Genomic DNA, 24,217 nt, shown 5'->3' with positions numbered 1-24,217 from the left:
CTTTTTCGAGATATTTCGAAATTCACTTGTTGAATTAGTAGGTTTTATCCAAAAATATAAAAAACAGTCAAAGCTTTCGTTAATTAAAGCTCAAGATATTAGCCCAGCCATCCTTCCCGATCCAGACTTCTGTATTGAATGGCCTCACTTATATGCTCTCCCTCGATATTCGTACTTCCGGCAAGATCTGCGATCGTTCTGGATACTTTTAAAATCCGGTCATAAGCGCGGGCAGAGAGATTTAGTTTTTCCATGGCAGTTTTCAATAAATTTTTCGACGCATCATCCAATTGGCAGTATTCCCTGATTTGCCTTGGACCTATCTGAGCATTGTAATGCACGTGTTCAAGATCCTGAAACCTGATAGATTGAACACTTCTAGCCCTGGTTACTCTCTCCCGTATCGATTTGCTGGATTCTCCCTTCCGTTCTTCGCTTAATTTGTCGAAAGGAACTGGTGTCACCTCAATATGGATATCGATCCTGTCGAGAAGAGGTCCGCTAATCTTGCCAAGGTATCTTTGCATTTCAAAGGCAGATGACGACACCGGCGCATCGGGATCGTTAAAATATCCACCCGGGCTGGGGTTCATACTGGCTACCAGCATAAAACTGGATGGATAAGTTACGGTAAATCTTGCCCTGGAGATGGTTACCTCCCGGTCTTCCAGAGGTTGTCGCATTACCTCTAAAACACTTCTTTTAAATTCGGGAAGCTCATCCAGAAATAAAACTCCATTGTGTGATAGCGAAATTTCTCCCGGCTGAGGATATCCACCCCCGCCAACGAGCGCTACATCGGATATGGTATGATGCGGACTCCGGAAAGGCCTCTGGGCCAGCAAACCTACATTATCCTTTATGCGTCCGGCTACACTATGAATTTTAGTAGTTTCCAGTGCTTCCTGCAAAGTCATTGGTGGTAGGATGCTGGGTAATCTTTTGGCTAGCATCGTTTTTCCTGCCCCTGGAGGCCCAATAAGAATGATGTTGTGTCCACCCGCGGCAGCGATCTCCATACATCTCTTGATGGATTCCTGTCCTTTTACATCGGCGAAGTCATGCTCCAGATGATCCAGATCCTGAAAAAATGTTTCTCTGGTATTTATTATGGTTGGTTCCAGTAACTTTCCTGAATGAAAAAAATCGATCACTTCTTTGATATTCGTTACCCCGAACACATCCAGACCTGAAACGATCGCTGCTTCCCGGGCATTTTGTTCAGGCAGAATAAAGCCTTTAAAACCTTCTTTCTTGGCCTGAATAGCAATAGGTAGTGCTCCTTTAATGGGTTGCAGACTGCCGTCCAGCGATAACTCACCCATGATGATATACTCCGAAATATTACTGGCTTTGATTTGTTCAGAAGCGGCCAGGATACCCATGGCAAAACTCAGATCATAGGCTGAACCTTCTTTTCTAAGGTCTGCAGGTGCCATGTTTACAATGATCTTTTTCCCAGGTAATTTGTAACCGTTATTTTGGAGGGCCGCTGTGATCCGGTAGCTGGATTCCTTGACGGCATTATCTGGTAAACCTACAAGATGATAACCAATGCCTGAAGCTACGTTCACCTCAATGGTTATTGTAGTAGCATCCACACCAAAAACAGCACTTCCATAAACTTTTACAAGCATAAAATTACATATAATGTAGGGTTGTTAAACGCCGCTAAATGTACATTTTAAACTTATAAGTGATACATCTCCAACAAGTTGTATCGCCAAATTTTTCATAAAAAAAAGACCCGCGATTTGCGGGTCTCTTTAGTTTTTGAAAATGAGTTGTACTATTTACCGAATACATTCTGGCGGTAATATTCAATTAATGCATCAATAGGTCTTCTCACAATGTTCCCAACTTCGATACCGTAAGGCTGTAAAACTGCCTTGATAATATCCTGACTGAAGTAAGCTATGGAGCCTATGAAGTGAACTGGCACAGAGGTCACCTGCGGATAGCTCATGACTCTTGAATGAACAAAATCTGAAAGACCTTCGTGGAGCAATTTATAGAAGTAGCCATTACGTTCATTAGTAAAGATAAATTCAGCGAAATGCGCCAGGTACGTATTAGGATTATCCTTGCGATAAAGGTTCATCTTAATGGTATCTGAATTAAGGTCGAACTTCTGCTCAAATTTTTCAGCAATTTCAGGAGGCATTCTTTTATAGTAATAATCCCTGATGAGTCTTTTTCCGAAGTAATTACCACTGGCTTCATCCATTAAGATATAACCGAGAGAAGCCACGGCCTGACTTATATTTTCTCCATCAAAATAACAGCTGTTGGATCCAGTCCCCAGAATACAAACGATCCCAGGCTCTGTAGTCGCAGCATAAACCGCCGCAACCGTATCTTCCATCACCTTTACCTCATCTGCATTTGTAAAATAGTTCGCGATGATGCTTCTAAGCAGTTCAGTAGGAGTTGGTGTACCACAACCGGCACCATAAAAATGTACTTTTTCGATCGTATCTCTTACTTCTGCAAGTTCAGGGTTTTCAGCAAGACGCTCTTCAAGAACAGCTTCTTTAAAAACAGCAGGATTCAAACCTTTACTTCTGGTCTTAAATAGCTGCTCGCCCTCATTGTTCAGTAAGATCCAGTCACATTTTGTGGACCCGCCGTCGGCAATCAATATCATGTTCTGAGATGGATTAAATTGAAAAGAAAGCAGTCCAGCTGTACCACCGAACTGCTATTTGATTTTATTCAGAATAATTTATAGTGAAGCTACGTGAGCTGCAAGATCTACAAGCTTGGAAGAATATCCATACTCGTTATCATACCAGGCGATTAGCTTAAAGAACTTGTCATTAAGTTCAATACCAGCACCGGCATCGAAGTTACAGGTATGTGGATCTGAAACGTAATCCTGGCTTACCACTTCTTCTTCAGTATAAGCGATTACTCCTTTGTAATCTCCTTCCGCAGCCTTTTTGAAAGCGGCTTTGATTTCTTCGTAACTGGTAGATTTTTCTGTCTTCACGGTAAGATCCACAACAGATACATCTGTAGTTGGAACTCTAAAAGCCATCCCGGTAAGCTTTCCTTTAAGAGAAGGAATTACTTTAGTTACTGCTACGGCAGCTCCGGTTGAACTTGGGATGATATTTGCCATCGCACTTCTTCCTAGTCTGAAGTTTTTCTTAGATGGAGAATCTACTGTAAACTGAGTAGATGTAGTTGCATGAACCGTAGTCATTAATCCTTCTACCAATCCAAACTCATCATCGATCACTTTTGCAAGTGGCGCAAGACAGTTGGTAGTACATGAAGCATTGGAAACTATGTTCTGATCTGCTTTTACCTCCTGGTGGTTCACACCCATCACGAACATTGGAGCAGTTTTAGAAGGAGCTGAGATCACAACTTTTCTTGCACCAGCATCAAGGTGAGCCTGTGCATTATCAAGATCTGTGAAGATTCCAGTACAATCCATTACCACGTCAACGCCTGCATCTCCCCATTTAAGGTCTGCCGGATTCTTTTCTGAAGTTACTCTGATTTTATTTCCGTCAACGATAAGACTTCCGTCCTTTACTTCAACAGTACCATTAAATTTACCGTGAACTGAATCGTACTTTAGTAAATATGCTAAATGATCTACATCAAGAAGATCGTTAATAGCAACAACTTCTACTTTTTCGCTCTGTGCCGCAATTCTGAAGGCAATTCTTCCTATACGACCAAATCCATTAATTCCAATTTTAGTACTCATTTTCTTTGGTTTTTAATTATACCGAAGTGATGTCTGCCACCCTTCGTAATTCTTTATCTATTTTTGCTTCACCTTTGATAGCCGTCAATAAATCTATATGAACAACCTTCTGGTGATGAATTCCTACCATGATCTCGGTCTTTCCATTCATCAAAGCTTCAACGGCTCCCACTCCCAACTTACTCGCCAGAACACGATCGAAACAACTTGGAGAACCTCCTCTTTGAATATGACCCAGCACTGAAACTCTTACTTCGTATTCATCAAGGTTTTCTTCTATAAAGGAAGCCAGTTCGAAGATATTCTTCCCGCTCTTATCACCTTCAGCAACCACGATGATACTGGAAGTTTTTCCAGTTTTTTTACTTTTTCTAAGTGAATCGAGTAATCTTTCAACTCCCAGGTTTTCCTCGGGGATCAAAATCTCTTCGGCACCAGCACCAATACCACTATTCAAAGCGATATCGCCAGCGTCACGACCCATAACCTCTACGAGGAACAACCTGTTGTGCGAGCTTGCCGTATCACGAATCTTATCGATCGCTTCTACCACAGTATTTAACGCAGTGTCGTAACCCAGGGTAAAATCTGTTCCATTGATGTCATTATCGATGGTCGCAGGAATTCCCACTACCGGGAATCCAAATTCTTTACTAAATAGCTGTCCACCGGTAAAGGTACCGTCTCCGCCAATTACAATAAGTGCATCGACATTGTTAGCTATTAGATTGTCGTAAGCTTTTTGACGACCTTCTTTCGTCTGAAATTCCCTGGAACGGGTAGACTTCAAAAAAGTTCCACCTCTATTGATTATGTTTCTAACTGATCGTGCGTCCAAAGGCTCGAAGTCTGCTTCGATTAGACCCTGGTAACCACGAAATATTCCTGTACAATCGAGATCATGAAATGAACAGGCACGAACCACTGCTCTTATAGCAGCGTTCATTCCCGGAGCATCTCCTCCGGAAGTTAGAACAGCGATGTTTCTAATTTTTTCAACCATTACCCTCAAAGCTAACTTCTTTCAAACCAATTACCTAATTTCGGAAAAAACTAAAACGTTTTCGGTTGATAACTAATAAAAAAAGCCACAATTTTGTGGCTTTTTGCAAATTATTAGGAGATTAATTACTTATTTATCAAAATTTTGTACTCCCAGGCATTAAACTTCAGAGTTTGATCTGACTCAATGTTCATTTCTGAGTCATTCATATAATCTATAAAATCACCCTCGATTTCTGCGGAAAACTCTAATGGTTCCGCAGTCATATTTGCGACATAGTAAAGTGTTTCTCCATTCTTTTCTCTTCTGAACGCAAGCACTTTTTCATCTTCAGAAGTTGTAACATCATTATATGAGGCAGCCGACTTCCCTCCGTGCAATGCAACACTTGAAGTTTTAAGCGCACCCAGTTTTTCAAGTAATGGATAGACCTTGCCTTTTTTCTTCGGAATTGTATCCTTTACGAAGAATTCCAGTCTTTTGTTCATGTCATATTCCTGTCCGCTATAGATCAAAGGCATTCCCGGTAACGTATAGGTCATGGCCAGCATCGCTTCAGAAGCATCCCCCATTCTCTCCTCTACGGTTCCCGCCCACGAATTTTCATCATGATTGGTTACAAAATTCATCAGGTAATCATCTTCCTGAAATGTAGAATCAACCTTTTTCATATAATCATCCCAGTCGCTGGCAGTTTTATCTCCCTGTGCAATGCTATTCATAATATGGTGTCCTTCCCAGTTATAGCCCATTTCAAAAGCATTGTGAAATAATTCTTTGGGACTTTCTGCTTCAGCCAGCATAAAAACCGGCTTCACTTCACGCAATTCAGCAGCAATATCTTCCCAGAAATCTGTAGGAACCGAGTGGGCCGCATCTGCACGATACCCATCAACATCGTGCTCCTCGATCCAGAAAAGCATGTCCTTTTTCATCGCTGCTCTCAGACCTTCGTTATGGAAATTCAGATCGGCAACATCTGTCCAGCCCCATGGCTCTCCGGTAGCATCATTGATAGGATCTGTAATTTCACCCTTATCATTTTTAGTATAATATTCAGGATGTTCTTCTATCCAGGCATGATCCCAGCCGGTATGATTGGCCACCCAGTCCAGAATAACGTACATGCCATTTTCGTGGGCAGTTTGAACCAGCTTATCAAAATCCTCCATGGTTCCAAAATTTGGATTCACAGCTTTATAATCTGAAATCGCATAATAGCTTCCCAAATATTTCTTACGCTCTTCAGGATCTTCGATATCCTCTATGGATTTATCATCAGTCGCTTTTCTCTTTTTCATGGAAATGGGATACATGGGCATTAGCCAGATCACTTTTACACCCAATTCTTTAAGCTGCGGAATATCTTGAGTAAAAGCATTAAAAGTACCTTCCGGGGAATATTGTCTAATGTTCGCCTCATAAATAATCGCCGACTCCAATATATCATCACTCACCGGTGCGAGGGAGTCTTTTGCAGTTTCATTTTCTGTCTTCTCTGGCTGATTTGTTTCGTTCTTACACGAAACGAAAAGAATCATTAAGGCCAGTATAAAAGTTATTTTCTTCATTTGATTAGTTTAAATGGTTCATTTTAGTTGTAAAAAAATAGGCCCCACGTGATGGAAGCTCCAGGCTTTTATCCCAGGTCATTTTTTCACTGGTTATTAGGTTCTGAAACTGCTTTCCTTCCAGTTCAAGTTCTGCGAACCTGGAAAGATCTAGGTTCATGGATTCTTCATTTTTATTAAGAATAAGCACTATGGTCTCATCTCCAGCAGTTCTTGAGAGCAGGTAAGTGTTGTTTTCGGGTGTAAAATGCACCAGATTTCCTTCCTGAATGGCTTTACTTGACTTTCTGTAATTGAGTATCTTTTTGAGGAATTTCTGCATATCCTTTTCTTTTTCGGAAAGTCCCTCCCCGGTAAAAGCGTTCTTGTCGCTTTCTTTCCAGCCCCCAGGAAAATCGGTTCTAATCAAACCATGATCACCTGGTTTTGCAGTATCGTTCATAAGAATTTCAGTTCCGTAGTAAACCTGCGCAATACGCGGAAGGCTGAGAATATAACTGAGCGCCATCTTTGTATTTTCCACATCTTCATGAAGCTGAGTATAAATCCTGCTCACATCATGATTGTCTGGAAAGATCATAATATTTTCAGGAGAAGCATAAGCGAAATCGTTCGCCAGGCCATCATATAAACGCTGTAATCCTGTGTCCCAGCCAGAATCTTCATTCAATCCTTTTACGATATTGCTTTGCATGGCAAAATCCATCGTAGACTTCAGGTTAGAATCATATCCATTTTCAATTCCATCCTGCCAGAAACGAATTAGCAACGGATTGCTGGACCACTCTTCCCCTACTATATTGAAGTTCGGGTATTCCTTCATGATCGCTCCGGCCCATTCACTCATGAATTCCATGTCTGGATAAGGATAGGTATCCTGCCTGATGCCTCCCAGCTTTAAAGTTTCCACCCACCAGATGTTGTTCTGAATGATATATTTGGCCAGGTAAGGATTCTTTTGGTTCAAATCTGGCATGGTTTCCACAAACCAGCCGTTGCTCATCACTTTTTTATCTGCTTCGGAAGCATATAGATCCTGGTTCACAGTTCTACGGTGATTGGAATACACCAGGTCTTCCTTGTTTTCAAATTTCTCCTTGTAGTTGATCCAGTCACTGAAGGGAAGATCATCCATCCACCAGTGCTCTGCCCCGCTATGATTTGCCACCATATCCATAATCAATTTGATACCTCTTTCGTCTGCCTTTTGTGCCAGTTCTTTATATTCTTCCAGAGTTCCAAAACGAGGATCTACTTTATAGAAGTCGGTCATGGCATAACCGTGATAAGAGCCAGATTTCATGTCATTGATCAGCAATGGAGAAGACCAGATCGCAGTAAAACCCATTTCATCAATATAATCAAGATGTTCTATGATCCCTTGAATATCGCCACCATGCCGGGCGTAATCATCTTTAAGATCGATTGTTTTCTCGTTCAGGCTTTCGTCTACATCATTGCTATAATCGCCATTGGCAAAACGATCTGGTGTAATGAGGTAAATCGCATCAGAATTGTCGAATCCAACAAAATCTTCCGCAGCCTGTTCCCGCTTCTTTAGTTCATAATCTATGACTTCTGAAGAACCATCTTCAAATTTGAAATTCAGTTGCATGTTACCCGGCCGGGCCGCTTCCGTAATCACCAGGTTTATAAATAAATAATTTGGACTATCTGCCGTTTCGGTTCCCAGTACTTCAACTCCCTGGTAATTTGAAGACACTTCCGCAGTGCCAATATTGCTTGCGTAGAGCATGAGCTGCAAGCAATCCTGCTCAAAACCGATCCACCAGTTAGGTGGTTCCACACGCTCGATTTGCGCAAATCCCTGCAGGCCGATGAACAGACCGCAAAGCATTAAAATTTTTCTCATTTTATCTAATTAAAAAAAGGCTCCCTTTATGCAAAGAGAGCCCGTTGTTTAAGCTGTAATTTTTTCGTTGGGCACCAGGGTAAGTTCCTTTTGATTAACCAAAATATCCAGTGATTCTGATCCTTCTAAAAAGAACTCGGTTCCTTTGGAGGAAACTGAAACCTTGACAATGCGGTCTCTAAAGTTTACTTTGAAAGAATAAGCATTCCAGTTTTCAGGAATTTGAGGTTTAAATGATAACTGATCATTTTCCACTCGCATGCCTCCAAAACCTTCTACAATACTCATCCAGGTACCGGCCATACTGGTAATATGGCAACCTTCTTCCACCTCTTTGTTATAATCATCCAGATCAAGCCTTGATGTTCTTACATAGAACTGGTAAGCCTGATCCATTCTGCCAAGCGTGGCTGCCTGTATGCTGTGTACACATGGAGAAAGCGACGATTCATGAACGGTAAGCGGCTCATAATAGTCAAAATGCTTCTCCAGTTGCTCTTTGGTAAAGTGATCTTCAAAGAAATAAAATCCCTGTAACACATCTGCCTGCTTGATATAACAGGAACGTAAGATTCTGTCCCAACTCCACTTCTGGTTGATAGGCCTATGCTTTTTCTCCAGTTCCTGTACCGGAATGATCTCCTTATCCAGAAAACCATCCTGTTGCAGATACACTCCGTGCTCATCGGAATACGGGAAATACATGTTTTCCGCCACTTCTCTCCATTTGGACAGTTCACCTTCATTAAGGTTTGTTAACCCCATTACTCTTGCATAATCTTCCTGGTGACCGTCTTTTACCTTTTCAATGGTTTCCAGGCAGTATTCGATACACCATTTAGCAAGATAGTTCGTGTACCAGTTGTTGTTTACGTTATTCTCATATTCATTAGGACCGGTAACCCCAAGGATCACATACTTGTTTTTATCCTTGCTGAAGTTTGATCTTTGATGCCAGAACCTAGCAATGGCGATCATTACTTCCAGTCCTTTCTCCGGAATATAGCTGAAGTCTCCGGTGTAACGTACATAATTATAGATCGCAAAGATCATGGCACCATTTCTATGAATTTCCTCAAAAGTGATCTCCCATTCATTATGAGATTCTTCTCCATTCATGGTCACCATGGGATATAGAGCGGCACCGTTGGAAAATCCTAGTTTTTCCGCATTCTCCTTGGCTTTTTGAAGATGATTATAGCGATAGGTAAGCAATTTTCGGGCTACCTTTTGGTCTTTGGTCGCCATATAAAAAGGAATACAATAAGCTTCTGTATCCCAATAGGTACTACCTCCATACTTTTCACCAGTAAATCCTTTCGGACCAATATTTAACCGGTCATCTTCTCCTAAATAGGTTTGATTAAGTTGGAAAATATTAAATCGAATCCCCTGCTGAGCTTTTACATCTCCAGCAATGGTAATGTCTGCCATTTCCCAAATCGAAGCCCAGGCTTCCTTCTGATCTTTTTTTAAAGTTTCGAATCCCTTTGAAGTAGCCGAATCCAGGACTTTCCCTGCCGCATCGATCAATTGCTCCTTCTTATGATTCATATCGGAAACATAGCCTGCATATTTGATGATCGCAGCTGTTTCCTGTTTTCTGGCTTTGATGCTGTAAGCAAACGAAATACGATCTTCTCCAACTGAAGAAGTTGCTTCAGTTAAAACTTTCTCATTATTCAGTAGAATTTCAGACTGCATAAAGGTACCAACGTGGAAACCTGTTTTGAGAGTTTTGCTAACAATATAACCACGCTCAGAGTCTTCTTTCACTTCCTGGGTTTCCCAGAATCTTTCTTCCCAGTTCGCATCGGTATTTGTAATACTACCATCAAGATAAGGATCGAACCTGATCTCAGCATCCTGATTAAGCGGTGTTACTTCGAATTTGATCGCTCCAAGTTCATCCTCTACAATAGAAACAAAACGCAAGGCTTTTACTTCTACCTCAACTCCGTTTGGAAGCTCAGCTTCAAAACTCCTGGAAAGCGTTCCTTCCTTCATATTGAGTTCACGACGAAAGTTTTTTACCTGCTTGCAATGGAAAAGATCCAAAGGTTCCTCGTTTACAAAAACGTTGATTCCTATCCAGTTTGGTGCGTTAAGCACTTTTGCAAAATATTCCGGATATCCATTCTTCCACCAGCCCACTTTGGTTTTGTCTGGATAATAGACCCCACCAATGTAACTTCCCTGGAAACTTGGTCCGGAATATTGTTCTTCGAAATTTGCACGCTGTCCCATGGCTCCGTTTCCAATGCTGAAAAGGCTTTCTGAGGATTTCACCCTACCTGCGTCAAATTCTTCTTCAATGATGGACCATTCGTCCGGTTTTATATAATCCTGATTCATTACTACTCGTTGTTCAATAATTTTTCAATAAATTCTATGTCGATCTCGGTGAAGTCATTAAAGACGTGATCTGCCTCGCCAAGCACACTGGCAGAACCAATACCAATACTGGTCATATTGCTGGCATTGGCCGCCTGAACTCCGGCCAGAGAATCTTCAAATACCACACAATGATGTGCCTGCGTACCTAGTTTCACTGCGGCGATCAGGAACACTTCCGGATCTGGCTTTGCCTTGGAAACATCGGTTCCATCTACGATCGCATCAAATTCTTCGTATAAGTTGATTTGCTTCAGTATTCTTCGTGCATTTTTACTGGCCGAGCCTAAAGCAAAAGGAATATTATTCTCTTTCAGATACTTTAATATCTTAGGAACTCCTGGAAGAATTTCAGATTCATCCATTTTTTCAACATAACCCAGATAATTTTCATTTTTCAGGGCCATCTGTCTGTTGAATTCTTCTTCAGAAAGTTCCATGTTTCCCCATTGCAGGATCTTTTTCAATGATTCCACCCTGCTTACTCCTTTTAATTGCTCATTCTGTTCTTCAGTGAAATCAAAGCCAAGATCATTAGCAAGTTTTTTCCAGGCCTGAAAATGAAATTTTGCCGTATCCACGATCACTCCGTCGAGATCGAAAATAACAGCAGCCTTTGTACTGTTTCTATGCTGGGTCATATTTAATAGCTTTTCTATCTGTGATTAATAAATTTGAAAATGCCGCTAACAGTAGGAATACTCCTGCCACAGTCATGGCGTGGATCGATTCTTCCCCAATAAGTTTTTGTAGAAATACAACACCTCCCAGTGCTGCGATAATTTGTGGTACTACAATGAACATATTGAAAACACCCATCATGAGACCCATTTTGGAAGAAGCGACTGAACTGGATAACATGGCGTAAGGCATGGAAAGTATACTTCCCCAGGCAAAGCCAATAAGAACAAAACATACATAAAGCATTTCTGGTTCCCCGGGAATAAAGTACATCCATAAAAAACCAACTCCTCCAAGAATTAAACTTCCCATATGTACGAATTTACGGTTGATGGCAAATCTCGAAGTATAGAACGTAAGCAGTAAGGCAAAAGCCATGGAAGAGAGTCCGTAGATTCCCATTTTGGATCCTACATCATCACTGGCTTCATTATAGTTCTTATCCTGTTCTGAATACTCCAGTCTCGCCTGGTCATCCTGAAATAAGATCACTCTTTCTGCATCATATTGAAGTTCTCCTTCACTATTTAACTGAGCGAATTCTTCTATCTGAGGTTTTGGAGCGTTATAGATATGACTGGTAAGCGCAGGATTTGCGAGGGTCCACATGGCAAAAAATGCAAACCAGGAAAAAAACTGAACTACACCCAGTTTCTTCATGATCTTCGGCATTAAAGCATAGGTTCCCAGAATGGTTTTCAACATTCCCTGATCCTTTTCAGGTACATCGCCGTCTTCAAATTTCTGCATTTGTTCAGGCGTATATTCTTTGGTGGTAAAGATGGTCACCAGGATAGATCCTATAAATACCACAGCTCCAACGATAAATGCTACCCGAACCGATTCTGGTACTACTCCAGGAGCGGCTTCGTTGCTAATATCCAGCACGTTATTCATGAACTTTGGGAGGTTACTGGCCACCCAGGTTCCAATTCCAATGATAAGAGTCTGGATAACAAATCCATAACTTCTTTGTGAATCTGGCAATTTGTCTGCCACCAGAGCGCGAAATGGTTCCATGGAAATATTGATGGAAGCGTCCAGTACGAGCAATAAACCTGCGGCCATCCATACTGCAGAAGAGTAAGGCATGAGCAGGAGCGCGATAGAGCTGAGTATGGCTCCAAGTAGGAAAAATGGTCTTCTTCTACCAAGGCTCTTATGCCAGGTGTTATCGCTTAAATAACCTATGATTGGTTGCACGATGAGACCTGCCAGTGGCGCAGCGATCCATAATAGTGGAATATTGTCCTTCTCAGCACCTAATGTTTCGAATATACGGGACATGGTCGAGCCTTGCAGCGCGAAACCAAATTGTATACCCAGAAATCCGAAACTCATGTTCCAGATATCCCAAAACTTTAAACGGGGTTTTTGCATATCGTGATTTTAACTGTTCTACGATAAGCACAAAGACTTATCACAACTTATAAAAGATAGGAAGTAAAAATATAAGTTCTGATAAATTTCAATTATGGCAAAGATATGTTTTTTTTAAAATGAATATACTATTTCCGGGATTTTGTTGAATCTCTTACCACCAGGCCAGTTTCCACAATAATAGTTTTATAGTAATCTTCTTCGGAAGGGGTGCGCTCCAGTTTTTCTATTAAAAGCCGGGCAGACTCCTCGCCCATTCGCATCCCGTGCTGACTTACCGTCGTTAAACTTGGAATAAATCTTTTAGATAATTCACCATCTGTAAAACCTATCACCGAAACATCCTCGGGCACATTTTTTCCCTGATCCTGAATGGTTTTTACAGCAGAAATCGCGAAATGCTCATTTACAGCGAAGACTCCGTCCACCTCGCGTTCTTTCAGAAATGCTTCAATTTCCTTTTCGCTATCTTCCATCTCCTCTATCTTCAGAATAAGATCTTCATTAATGCTTATTCCATTTTCAGCTAAAGCCTGCTTATAACCATGCGTACGAAGTTTTCCCACACTAACATAATCCACCGTAGAAATAAGAGCAATTTTTCTGCAGCCTATATCTATAAGGTGTTGCACTGCTTTTTTCCCTCCCGTAACATCATCAATGATCACCTTATCACAGGAAATATCTTCCGCAACACGGTCGAATAGCACACAAGGCATTCCCTGGTTGATCACTTCCGCGAGGTGATGATAATCGCCTTTTTGCATGGTTTCTTTTGCCAGGGAAAGAATAAAACCATCGGTACTTCCATTGGCCAGCATTTCCATATTCAGCACCTCCTTGTCGAACGAATTGTCTGAAAGGCATACCAGAACGTTATAACCCATTTCATTGGCCACTTTTTCCACTCCGCTAATCACTGTGGTAAAAAAATGGTGCACAATTTCGGGAATAATAATCCCTATCGTCTTGGTTTTGCGGTTTTTAAGACTCAGAGCGATATTGTTTGGCTTATAATTGTAATGTTTGGCAAAAGCCTTGATCTTGGCACGGGTTTCCTCACCAATTTCGGAGCTGTCTCGAAGTGCTTTTGAAACGGTAGAGATAGATACGTCAAGCTCTTTCGCAATTTTCTTCAGGGTAAGTTTTGGCTTCATTCTATTAGGATATTCTTGATTTTGGCAGGATAAATTTTTGATCTCGCAAAATTAGCATTATTTGATTATGAATCTCTTAAGAAGAAAAAGTTTTCAACACGAAAACGTTTTCGTCCCAGTAATAGCGGAGATTCATCCTGAATTGGAGTTGAATTTACATACATTTAACCTCAGGAAGTAAAAGTATAAGGTTAATTTTTATCAAAAACCAATAATAATTTTATGAGGAATTTAATTAAAAGCACATTGTTTCTGCTGTTCATGCTGCCAATGAGCTTTTTTGCACAAAACACCGTTAGCGGAAATGTGACAGAGACTGCCACAGGCCTTCCGGTTCCCGGTGTGAACGTCATTGTTCAGGGTACCACTAATGGTACTACGACCGATTTTGATGGTAATTATACCATCTCAAACATATCAGACGAAGATATACTTGTTTTTTCATTTTTAGGTTTCGTCACGCAACAGGTACCTTACGAGGGACAGTCTACCATAGATATCACGCTGGATGAAGATGCGGCGTCGCTGGATGAAGTTGTTTTAATTGGTTACGGAGCTACCTCAGAGCAGGATGCGACCGGGGCTGTAGAAAAGATTTCTACTGAATCTTTTAACCAGGGTGCTGTCGTTGCACCAGAACAACTAATTGCCGGTAAATCTGCCGGAGTACAGATCACCCCGGGTGGTGGAGCTCCAGGACAGGGAGGAACGATCAGAATACGTGGTGGTTCTTCACTCTCGGCTTCTAACGATCCTTTGATCGTAGTTGATGGTGTACCTTTGGATCAACGTGGAGTTGCCGGTTCAAGAAACGCGCTTAACTCTATTAACCCAAATGAAATTGAGGATTTCACTATACTTAAGGATGCTGCGGCTACGTCTATTTATGGTTCGAGAGCTTCTAACGGGGTAATTCTTATTACTACAAAGAAAGGTAAGAAGGACTCTCCATTTCAGTTTACCTATGATCTGAAAACTTCCATCGGGAATGTTATGGACAAAGTAGACGTACTAAATGCAGATGAATTTAGAAACCTGATCAACAATACTCCGGGTACAGATCCTTCTTTATTAGGAAATGCCAATACAGACTGGCAGGATGAGATCTACGAAACTTCAGTTGGAGCTATTCATAACTTTACAGCTACTCAGGGTATCGGGAATTTCTACTATCGTTTGAACTTTAACCATACTGCTGAAACTGGTGTTATCAGAAAAGATTATTATGAGCGTAATGCTTTTAATATCTCTTTAAACCAGGACCTTTTTGACAACTCGTTGAAACTGACTCTTACATCAAAGAACTCTTTGGATAAGAATAAGTTTTCGAACGGCGGTGCCATTGGTTCTGCTGTAGCTTTCGATCCTACTCAGCCTATTTACGATGAGAGCCTTCCATTTGGAGGTTTCTTTGAATTTAACCGACTTTCAGGTGGAGAGATCACGCAACAGAATCTTGCGACCAGAAACCCTATCGCTCTTCTAGAGCAAAATACAGACAGAAACCAGACCAGACGTTCTATTACGAATCTGAATGCTGAATATAAAGTTCCTTTCTTAACAGGTCTTAAAGCAGTAGTAAGTGCTGGTTTCGATTACGCTGAAGCTGATGGTGATAAATTCACTCCGGTATTTGCAGCATCGAACACGTCTAACATCGATCAATTCGAAGATTACAGCAATATAAACCGTAACCTGCTTCTTGATACTTATTTAAATTACAAGACTGAACTTGGTTTCTTTGAAACCGATGTCGATGTGACTGCCGGTCATTCTTATCAGGAATTCTATTCTACCAGCAATGTTTTTGGAACGGAGCAGGATCAGATCAGAGCGCTTCCAAGAGATATTAACAGGAACTCTTTAGAGTCTTACTTCGCGAGAGCTAGTTTTGACATTAATAACAAATACCTGATCTCTGGTAGTATTCGTGCCGATGGTTCGTCAAGAGTTTCTCCAGACAATCGTTGGGGTTACTTCCCGGCAGCTTCTATTGGCTGGAAGATCCATAACGAAGAATTTCTTCAGGATTCAAGAGTACTTAACGAGTTGAAACTGCGTGGTGGATACGGTGAAACAGGAAACTATGAAATTGGCCGAAACTATGGATATTTAGGATTGTATACGCCTAGCCAGGGTGGTGCCAGTTACCAGTTTGGAAATCAGTTTGTTGGTACGATCCGTCCAGAAGAGTATGATGAGGATCTTAAGTGGGAAAGCCTGATCAACTATAACGCAGGTATCGATTTTGGTTTATTCGATAATAGACTGAGTGGTTCTGTGGATGGTTACTACAGAGAAACTAAAGACCTTATTGCGACCGTGCCAGTACCTGCAGGAGCAAACCTTTCAGATCAACTGTTAACCAATGTTGGTACAACTGTAAGTAAAGGTATTGAGGTTGGAATTAGCGGAGACATCGCCAGGTCTGAAGATTTTAACTGGACTTTGGGTTACAACATTTCCTTCCAGGAACTGGAAATTACAGAGCTTTCTTTAGGGGACGATCCAAACTTCTTTATCCCACAGGGAGGAATTAGTGGTGGAACTGGAAACAACATCCAGCTTTGGAAAGAAGGATTTGATCCTACTACCTTCTTTGTATTCAGACAGGTTTATAATGATGCCGGGCAGCCAATTGAAGGTGCTTATGTTGATGTGAATGGTGATAACCAGATCACAGAAGCAGATAGACAGCCTTACAAAAAGGCAACCCCAGATTATTATATGGGTCTTACCAATACCATGAACTACAAAGACTTTGACTTCAGCTTTACTTTTAGAGGAAGTTTTGGAAACTATATTTATAACAACACGCAGTCTGCAAATGGATTTGTAGAAGCAGGAACAAACACACCTTCAGATTATTACTCGAACTTTAATTCGAACGTACTGGAGTCTGGTTTTATAAACAGTCAGTTCTTCTCAGATTACTACCTGCAGGCAGCAGATTTCGTAAAACTTGATAACGTAAGTATTGGATACACGATCCCGGGTGAAAAAGTTGATTTCAGAGCTTCTTTAACGGCGACAAATGTACTTACGATCACAGATTATGACGGCCTTGATCCAGAAGTTTTTGGTGGAATTGATAATAACTTCTACCCAAGATCAAGAAGATTCGTACTTGGACTGAACTTTGCTTTTTAATGAATAATAGAAAAATTACTAGAATTATGTTTAATAAATTAAAATCTACTTTCCTTATTCTCTTCGGAATGGCGGTTCTATGGTCATGCGAAAGCGATCTGGAACTTACTCCTGAGGATAACAGGGAAACTGCAGCTTCAGCTTTTGAAGATCCCGCAGCTTACAAACAGTTTCTGGCTAAACTATATGCAGGATTTGCGATTAGTGGCCAGGATGGACCTGCCGGTGATGCCGATCTTTCAGGTCTGGATGAAGGTTTCTCTCAGTATATGCGTTTATACTGGATGATGCAGGAACTAACTACAGATGAAGCCGTGATTGGATGGAATGATGGGACTATTAAAGACCTTCATAACCAGAACTGGACCTCTGGAAACGAATTTATTCGTACAATGTATTCCAGAATTATGTACCAGATCGCACAGTCCAATGAGTTCTTGAGACAAACGGAAACTTCAGTCATCGAAGGTCGCGGTGTGGATGCTGCAATTCAGGCTGATATCCAGGTGTATCGTGCTGAAGCAAGATTCCTGAGAGCATTAAGCTACTGGCATGCACTTGATCTATATGGTAATCCACCATTTGTAACTGAAGAAGATCCTGTTGGAGCCTTTCTTCCGCAGCAAACAAACTCAGCAGAGCTTTTCACTTATATCGAAAGTGAACTTTTAGCGATAGAGAGCGAACTAACAGCTGCAGGTGCTAATGAATACGGTCGTGCAGATCAGGCTGCAGCCTGGATGTTGCTGGCTAAACTGTACCAGAATGCTGAAAAGTACACTGGATCAGACAGATCTTCAGACGTTATTACCTATACTGAAAAGGTGATCAACTCAGGATTTACCTTAGTTGATGATTATCAGAAGCTTTTTCTTGCAGATAACAACATGAATGGAGCGCAGAATGAGATCATTTTTCCAATCACTTTCGACGGAATCAACACTCAGGCTTACGGTGGGATGACCTTTATCATACATGCAGCAGTTGGCGGGTCTATGGATCCTGATAACTTTGGAATCAATGGTGGATGGGCCGGACTAAGAACCACTTCTGCCCTTATCAACGATTTCCTTGAGAATGAAGATGATGATATTGAGAACATTGCAGATGAAAGAGCTATTTTCTATACTGAAGGTCAATCAAAAGAGATCACCAATATTTCAAACTTTACAGATGGATATGCGGTTGCGAAATACAAGAACGTAGACGTAGATGGAAATGCAGGATCAGATCCTACAGGAGATTTTCCAGATACAGATTTCCCAATGTTCCGTCTTGCCGATGCTTACCTTATGTATGCTGAAGCTGTAGTTAGAGGCGGTGGAGGAAGCGAATCTACGGCCGTGGGTTATATCAATGAATTGAGAGAAAGAGCTTTTAATGATGACAGCAACAATATCTCAACATCAGACCTTAGCCTGAATTTCTTATTGGAAGAAAGAGCGAGAGAGCTTTACTGGGAAGCACACAGAAGAACAGATCTTATAAGATTTGGACAATTCTCTGATGCAGGAGTATGGCCGTTTAAAGGTGGTGTCCCACAGGGAACAACTACCGAAGCTTTCAGAGACCTAATGCCAATCCCGGCTTCAGATCTGGGAGTAAACACGAATTTGACACAAAATCCAGGATACTAATAAAATACTATTACAACAATGAAAAAGTTTTCAATTTTCTTATTAATAATGATCGCATTCGTAGGATTCACCTCCTGTGAACACGATGATGATGTGGTTTTTACAGCTCAACCTGATCCAGAAGGGATCGTGTTCCTGAGTTCAACTGCTGAATCTTATACCCTCACTTCTGAAACTGCCAATAATATCGCAGAGCGATTTGTATGGAGTGAAGTTGATTTTGATGCTCCAACAACTGTAACCTATGAACTTCAGGGTTCATCTGACGCAGACTTTTCTTCTTTCAATATCATTGGAACAACCGGAGAAAACAACCTTGGAGTTACTGTTAGCCAGTTAATGTCTTTGGCTACGGAAGCAGGTTTGGATAACGATCCTGAGACCGAGATGCCAAATTCAGGAGATATCTACTTCAGAGTTCGCGCTTATGCCGGAACCGATGGAAGCAACGGACTTAACGAAACTTCTGAAGTAATGTCTCTTAGAGTTGTACTTCCTGAAGCTGTGATCGAGGAAGAGGAAAATCCTTCAAAAATGAATCTTTTCTTTGTAGGAGACGCTACAGCTGCCGGATGGAACAACAACAATAACAACACACCTATGTTCAGAGATCCAGAAAATGACAACATTTTCAACTTTACTGGAAGATTTGCTGGTGGAGATGGTGTGGAAGGTTTTAAATTACTTGAAATGCTTGGTGCATGGCAACCACAATGGGGTGGTACAGATGGAACTTTAGGAGTTAATCCTGGAGATGCATCAGATCCCGCGGCATTTGGAGTAGACGACGATGCTTATTACACGCTGTCCCTGAATACAGAGGATATGACCTATACTTTTGAAGCTATGGATGCTTCCGCAGCGACCATGTATGATATGGTGGGAATTATTGGTACTGCCACTACAGGTACAGATGAAGGCTGGAACGACGATATGGACATGACTCAATCAGACTTTGATTCTCACATCTGGTACATGAATGATGTGGAGCTGTTCGACGGTGAATTGAAGTTCAGAGCAAATAATGCCTGGGACGTAAGCTGGGGTGCAAGTACGCCTATAAGCGGTCAGGGAGCAAATGCAAATGATCCAAACATCCCTGTTTCTGCAGGTGTTTATGACATCTGGTTTAATGACCTTACTGCAAGATATATTCTTATTCCTGCAGGAGAATAATCAAACAATATGATATCGGGGCTAATTCAATTAGCCCCTTTTGTTTCTTTAAACTGAACTAATGATGAATACGAATAAATTTTTATGCAGCCTGCTGCTTGGGAGTGCCCTCTTTATGGGTGCATGTTCCAGTGACGATTCAGATGACGTCGTGGATGCGACAGATGATATTACCGGAAACCCAGAAATTCCTGCTCCATCTGAGCCTCAGGCACTGGACCTGGCCTCTCTGGACAATGGCAACAGAGTGATGATGCAGGCATTCTACTGGGATGTAGAACCACGATTTGCATGGTGGGACAATCTTTCAGAAAAAGTACCGGAATGGTCTGAAGCCGGTGTGGACAGAATCTGGATACCGTCACCAGCCAAAGGCCAGTCTGGTGGTTATTCAATGGGATATGACGTTTCAGATTATTTCGATTTTGGTGATTATGATCAGCATGGAACGGTAGAAACAAGATTTGGTTCAAGAACAGAATTGGAGAATTTAATCGCTACAGCCCATAGCAACGATATTGAAGTCATTGCAGATATAGTACTAAATCACAATTCTGGCGGAGGATTACAATACAATCCTTACAGAGACTATGATACGTATACGCTATTTAATGAAGAAAATGGAAATGCTTCAGGGATGTTCAATAGAACGTACGAAGATTTTTATCCAAATAGCGTAAGCCAGTACGATCCGGGAAGTTTGTTCTATGAAGAGACCAATCTTGATCACCATAGGGAAAGAGTACAGGACTGGTTATGGAAAGATGAAAATTCAGTAGCGAAATATTACAAAAACGTTATGGGATTTGACGGCTGGCGATTTGACTACGTTAAAGGTTTCGAACCTTGGGTGGTTAAAGAATGGAATGAAGCGGTTGGAGGATTCTCTGTAGGAGAAAATTTTGATGGTAATCCAGATGTGCTCCGTGACTGGATCGAAACTTCAGGATCTCCGGCATTCGATTTTTCTACCTTCTACAAACTGGAGGAAAGTCTGGACAGGTTTGAAAACCTAAGTATTCTTGAAAGTGATATGCTTTGGAAGACGAACCCGGAAGATGCGGTTACTTTTACCGCGAATCATGATACTGAAAAAGATTCCAACGAGGACAATTATATCATGAGCTCGAACAAAATGAAAGCTTATGCTTATATTTTAACGCACCCTGGTTATCCTACCATCTTCTATTCAGATTACGAAAATGAAGAATTTAAAGATGAACTAAAAAGGTTAATTGCCATCCATAATAGTCTTGCAACCGGTGATACAGAGATCTTGTATGCAGACCAGGATGAATATGTGATGAAAAGAAATGGGTCTGGTACAAATCCTGGATTAATTCTCTATATTAGCATCAATAATGGCACTAAACGAAGAACAGTAAGTTCGAACTGGAGTAATGTTAGGTTACAGGATTATAGTTCGAATTCATCATATTTCCCTACCTCCGATGAAAATGGAGCGGTGACCATTGAAGCTCCTGCAAATGGATATTCAATCTGGTCTATTACAGAATAAACAATTTTATTTTGAATTTTCATAGGTGTTAATTCAAAGAAGGCCTCACAGTTTTGTGAGGCCTCTTTTTTTACTCAGTTTCGTTCGAAATTGCATCTTAAATGAGCTCTCTCAGGCTTATTTTCATGGCCACTCCGCTATTTTTTGTACTGATTCTCAGTGGTATTAATATTCAAAATTTAAAATTGAATGTTTTCATTATTTGTCAACTTTTTATTGTTAGTAAATTTTTAGTTTGTTAATAATCAGCTGGTTAACTGTTTTTGTTTGAAAACTTTTTCTAAATGCTTTGTTAATTGTCCGGAAATTATGCCTAGTTTTATACCAGTCGATTAGAACATTTCTAACCTAAAAATCTCATTTTTATGCCTGTACAGGAAAATCCAGTTGTTCCGAAGACATATACTCAGGAACAGGCCTTCGAAGCTTCATTAAAATACTTCAAAGGCGACGATCTTGCCGCCAGAGTTTGGGTAAATAAGTACGCCCTTAAAGATTCTGACGGGAATATTTATGAACTCACTCCAAACGATATGCACAGACGTATCGCTAGCGAAATCGCCAGAGTAGAGAAAAAGTATCCAAATCCAATGACCGAGGACGAAGTTTTCGATCTTATCAAGGATTTTAAATATATCGTTCCACAGGGAAGTCCTATGGCTGGAATTGGGAATCCTTACCAGGTTGGTTCTTTATCGAACTGTTTCGTTATAGGGAATGATGGCAATTCAGATTCCTACGGCGGGATCATGAAGATCGACCAGGAGCAGGTGCAGCTTATGAAAAGACGCGGAGGTGTAGGACATGACCTCTCCCATATACGTCCCAAAGGATCGGCTGTCAAGAACTCGGCCCTTACCTCAACCGGGATCGTTCCTTTTATGGAACGTTACTCCAACTCAACCAGAGAAGTAGCACAGGATGGAAGACGTGGAGCTTTGATGCTTTCGGTTTCAGTAAACCATCCAGATTCTGAAGATTTTATCGACGCTAAAATGGAACAGGGCAAAGTTACAGGTGCCAATGTTTCGGTTAGAATCGATGACCAGTTTATGAAGGCTGTAAAGAACAACACCAATTATACTCAGAAATACCCAATCTTTTCCGCAGAACCAAAGGTTTCCAAAGAGATCGAGGCAGACAGACTATGGAAAAAGATCGTACACAACGCATGGAAGTCGGCAGAACCAGGAATTCTTTTCTGGGATACAGTGATCAACGAATCTGTGCCAGATTGTTATGCAGACCTAGGATATAAAACAGTTTCCACAAATCCATGTGGAGAGATTCCGCTTTGTCCTTATGATTCCTGTCGTTTACTGGCGATCAATCTTTTCTCTTATGTAGAAGAGCCATTTACAGATAAAGCGCACTTTAACTACGAGCTATTCAAAAAACATATCTCTGCGGCACAAAGAATCATGGATGATATCATTGATCTTGAACTGGAAAAGATCGACAATATCATAGGTAAGATCGACGCAGACCCGGAAAATGACGAGGTAAAAGCAGTAGAAAAAAATCTATGGCTTAATATTCGTAAAAAAGCACACGAAGGTAGAAGAACTGGTATTGGAATCACTGCGGAAGGTGATATGCTTGCCGGATTAGGAATTAAATACGGTAGCAAGGAAGGAATCGATTTCTCTGTAGAAATTCACAAAACTATTGCTGTGGCAGCATACAGAGCTTCCGTAGATACAGCGAAAGAAAGAGGTGCCTTCGGAATTTTTGATTCAGAAAGAGAGAAAAACAATCCGTTTATTCTACGATTGAAGGAAGCCGATGAAAAACTGTATTACGACATGCTGGAGTATGGCCGTAGAAACATTGCGCTTCTAACCATCGCCCCAACCGGAACAACCAGTTTGATGACTCAAACAACCTCCGGAATTGAACCGGTCTTCTTACCGGTTTATAAGAGAAGAAGAAAAGTAAATCCAAACGATAAGGAAGCTCGCGTTGATTTTGTAGACGAAGTTGGCGATTCCTGGGAAGAATACGTTGTTTTCCACCATCGTTTCAAGCAATGGATGAAGGCGAAAGGATATGATACCGATAAAAATTACTCCAATGAAGAACTGGATAAACTGGTGAAACTTTCCCCATACTACCAGGCGACTTCGAATGATGTAGACTGGCTTAGCAAAGTGAGAATGCAGGGAGCCGTTCAAAAATGGATCGATCACTCTATTAGTGTGACCATTAATCTTCCTAATGACGCTACCGAGGAACTGGTTGGAAAACTGTACCTGGAAGCCTGGGAAGCTGGTTGTAAAGGAGTTACTGTGTATCGTGATGGTTCCAGATCTGGGGTATTGATCTCCAACGATGAGAAAAAAGAGGAGGCCGAGGAGCAAACTTCCGGATCCTTCCCGCTAAAACGACCAGAAGTTCTAACAGCCGATGTGGTTCGTTTCCAGAACAATAAGGATAAGTGGATCGCGTTCATCGGGCTTGTGGATGACAGACCTTATGAGATCTTTACCGGGTTTGCAGATGATGAAGAAGGAATTTTAATTCCTCGCTGGGTAACCGAAGGTTACATTATCAAAGCGAGAAACGAAGACGGCTCTTCACGTTATGATTTCCAATACGAAAACAAACGAGGGTACAAAACGACCATTGAAGGACTTTCGCATAAATTTAATCCCGAATTCTGGAATTACGCGAAATTGATCTCCAGTACGCTGCGTCATGGAATGTCTATCGACAAGGTTGTAGACCTGATTAACAGTCTGCAGCTGGACAGTGAATCCATCAACACATGGAAAAATGGGGTGGTACGTGCTCTTAAACGTTTTATCGCAGATGGGACGGTCGCCAAGAAGGAAAAATGTAATAACTGTAATTCCTCAAATCTTATTTACCAGGAAGGTTGCCTTACCTGTAAAGATTGCGGCTCCTCTAAATGTGGATAATGGTTGGTTACAAGTGTTAAACTGAAAAAAG

General features: G+C 41.2%; 15 protein-coding genes. 5 read left to right on the top strand and 10 right to left on the bottom strand.

Going from position 1 to position 24,217, the window contains the following annotated elements:
* Positions 1-98 precede the first annotated feature (98 nt).
* The 10 genes from G529_RS0111250 to G529_RS0111205 all read right to left on the bottom strand — a co-directional run bounded on the left by G529_RS0111250 (position 99) and on the right by G529_RS0111205 (position 13,783).
* Positions 99-1,637, bottom strand: coding sequence for a YifB family Mg chelatase-like AAA ATPase (locus G529_RS0111250; RefSeq protein WP_026915624.1), 1,539 nt, complete (start codon positions 1,635-1,637; stop codon positions 99-101).
* A gap of 152 nt (positions 1,638-1,789) precedes the next feature.
* Entirely contained in the window at positions 1,790-2,647 is an 858-nt protein-coding gene (locus tag G529_RS0111245) for a BadF/BadG/BcrA/BcrD ATPase family protein (RefSeq protein ID WP_026915623.1), read from the bottom strand.
* A 78-nt stretch (positions 2,648-2,725) separates the two neighbouring features.
* Entirely contained in the window at positions 2,726-3,724 is a 999-nt protein-coding gene (gap, locus tag G529_RS0111240; protein ID WP_026915622.1) for a type I glyceraldehyde-3-phosphate dehydrogenase, read from the bottom strand.
* A 16-nt stretch (positions 3,725-3,740) separates the two neighbouring features.
* The gene (gene pfkA, locus G529_RS0111235) at positions 3,741-4,727 is read right to left on the bottom strand and encodes a 6-phosphofructokinase (RefSeq protein ID WP_026915621.1); all 987 of its coding nucleotides are present in this window, start codon (positions 4,725-4,727) and stop codon (positions 3,741-3,743) included.
* A 125-nt stretch (positions 4,728-4,852) separates the two neighbouring features.
* Positions 4,853-6,298, bottom strand: coding sequence for an alpha-amylase family glycosyl hydrolase (locus G529_RS0111230; protein ID WP_026915620.1), 1,446 nt, complete (start codon positions 6,296-6,298; stop codon positions 4,853-4,855).
* A gap of 4 nt (positions 6,299-6,302) precedes the next feature.
* On the bottom strand, positions 6,303-8,171 hold the full coding sequence (locus G529_RS0111225; protein WP_026915619.1) for a glycoside hydrolase family 13 protein: 1,869 nt from the start codon (positions 8,169-8,171) through the stop codon (positions 6,303-6,305).
* A gap of 48 nt (positions 8,172-8,219) precedes the next feature.
* Positions 8,220-10,526, bottom strand: coding sequence for a glycoside hydrolase family 65 protein (locus G529_RS0111220; protein ID WP_026915618.1), 2,307 nt, complete (start codon positions 10,524-10,526; stop codon positions 8,220-8,222).
* Between the two features lie 2 nt (positions 10,527-10,528).
* The gene (pgmB, locus tag G529_RS0111215) at positions 10,529-11,206 is read right to left on the bottom strand and encodes a beta-phosphoglucomutase (protein WP_026915617.1); all 678 of its coding nucleotides are present in this window, start codon (positions 11,204-11,206) and stop codon (positions 10,529-10,531) included.
* Positions 11,193-12,626 (bottom strand): MFS transporter, encoded by a 1,434-nt coding sequence (locus G529_RS0111210; RefSeq protein ID WP_026915616.1) that lies wholly within the window; start codon positions 12,624-12,626, stop codon positions 11,193-11,195. Before G529_RS0111210 ends, pgmB begins: the two co-directional genes overlap by 14 nt.
* A 128-nt stretch (positions 12,627-12,754) precedes the next feature.
* The gene (locus G529_RS0111205) at positions 12,755-13,783 is read right to left on the bottom strand and encodes a LacI family DNA-binding transcriptional regulator (protein WP_026915615.1); all 1,029 of its coding nucleotides are present in this window, start codon (positions 13,781-13,783) and stop codon (positions 12,755-12,757) included.
* A 222-nt stretch (positions 13,784-14,005) separates the two neighbouring features.
* Here G529_RS0111205 and G529_RS0111200 point away from each other — a divergent pair, with 222 nt between their 5' ends.
* From G529_RS0111200 to G529_RS0111180, 5 genes are all read left to right on the top strand, one after another.
* Entirely contained in the window at positions 14,006-16,933 is a 2,928-nt protein-coding gene (locus G529_RS0111200) for a SusC/RagA family TonB-linked outer membrane protein (RefSeq protein ID WP_026915614.1), read from the top strand.
* Positions 16,934-16,959: 26 nt separating this feature from the next.
* Complete coding sequence (locus G529_RS0111195) at positions 16,960-18,570, top strand: RagB/SusD family nutrient uptake outer membrane protein (RefSeq protein WP_026915613.1); 1,611 nt, start codon at positions 16,960-16,962, stop codon at positions 18,568-18,570.
* A 48-nt stretch (positions 18,571-18,618) separates the two neighbouring features.
* Positions 18,619-19,746, top strand: coding sequence for a SusE domain-containing protein (locus G529_RS0111190; RefSeq protein WP_245566913.1), 1,128 nt, complete (start codon positions 18,619-18,621; stop codon positions 19,744-19,746).
* Positions 19,747-19,810: 64 nt separating this feature from the next.
* The gene (locus G529_RS0111185) at positions 19,811-21,265 is read left to right on the top strand and encodes an alpha-amylase (protein WP_084509786.1); all 1,455 of its coding nucleotides are present in this window, start codon (positions 19,811-19,813) and stop codon (positions 21,263-21,265) included.
* A 365-nt stretch (positions 21,266-21,630) separates the two neighbouring features.
* Entirely contained in the window at positions 21,631-24,186 is a 2,556-nt protein-coding gene (locus G529_RS0111180) for an adenosylcobalamin-dependent ribonucleoside-diphosphate reductase (protein WP_026915610.1), read from the top strand.
* The last annotated feature ends 31 nt before the right edge of the window (positions 24,187-24,217 follow it).

This window comes from Christiangramia portivictoriae DSM 23547 (genome assembly GCF_000423045.1).
In the GTDB taxonomy this organism is placed as follows: Bacteria; Bacteroidota; Bacteroidia; order Flavobacteriales; family Flavobacteriaceae; genus Christiangramia; species Christiangramia portivictoriae.
This window is presented reverse-complemented; position numbering and strand designations above follow the sequence as displayed.

Excerpts from the sequence above, each read along its gene's own strand:
- G529_RS0111250 (WP_026915624.1), bottom strand. The coding sequence starts at position 1,637 with ATGCTTGTAAAAGTTTATGGAAGTGCTGTTTTTGGTGTGGATGCTACT.
- G529_RS0111245 (WP_026915623.1), bottom strand. The coding sequence starts at position 2,647 with ATGATATTGATTGCCGACGGCGGGTCCACAAAATGTGACTGGATCTTA.
- gap (WP_026915622.1), bottom strand. The coding sequence starts at position 3,724 with ATGAGTACTAAAATTGGAATTAATGGATTTGGTCGTATAGGAAGAATT.
- pfkA (WP_026915621.1), bottom strand. The coding sequence starts at position 4,727 with ATGGTTGAAAAAATTAGAAACATCGCTGTTCTAACTTCCGGAGGAGAT.
- G529_RS0111230 (WP_026915620.1), bottom strand. The coding sequence starts at position 6,298 with ATGAAGAAAATAACTTTTATACTGGCCTTAATGATTCTTTTCGTTTCG.
- G529_RS0111225 (WP_026915619.1), bottom strand. The coding sequence starts at position 8,171 with ATGAGAAAAATTTTAATGCTTTGCGGTCTGTTCATCGGCCTGCAGGGA.
- G529_RS0111220 (WP_026915618.1), bottom strand. The coding sequence starts at position 10,526 with ATGAATCAGGATTATATAAAACCGGACGAATGGTCCATCATTGAAGAA.
- pgmB (WP_026915617.1), bottom strand. The coding sequence starts at position 11,206 with ATGACCCAGCATAGAAACAGTACAAAGGCTGCTGTTATTTTCGATCTC.
- G529_RS0111210 (WP_026915616.1), bottom strand. The coding sequence starts at position 12,626 with ATGCAAAAACCCCGTTTAAAGTTTTGGGATATCTGGAACATGAGTTTC.
- G529_RS0111205 (WP_026915615.1), bottom strand. The coding sequence starts at position 13,783 with ATGAAGCCAAAACTTACCCTGAAGAAAATTGCGAAAGAGCTTGACGTA.
- G529_RS0111200 (WP_026915614.1), top strand. The coding sequence starts at position 14,006 with ATGAGGAATTTAATTAAAAGCACATTGTTTCTGCTGTTCATGCTGCCA.
- G529_RS0111195 (WP_026915613.1), top strand. The coding sequence starts at position 16,960 with ATGTTTAATAAATTAAAATCTACTTTCCTTATTCTCTTCGGAATGGCG.
- G529_RS0111190 (WP_245566913.1), top strand. The coding sequence starts at position 18,619 with ATGATCGCATTCGTAGGATTCACCTCCTGTGAACACGATGATGATGTG.
- G529_RS0111185 (WP_084509786.1), top strand. The coding sequence starts at position 19,811 with ATGAATACGAATAAATTTTTATGCAGCCTGCTGCTTGGGAGTGCCCTC.
- G529_RS0111180 (WP_026915610.1), top strand. The coding sequence starts at position 21,631 with ATGCCTGTACAGGAAAATCCAGTTGTTCCGAAGACATATACTCAGGAA.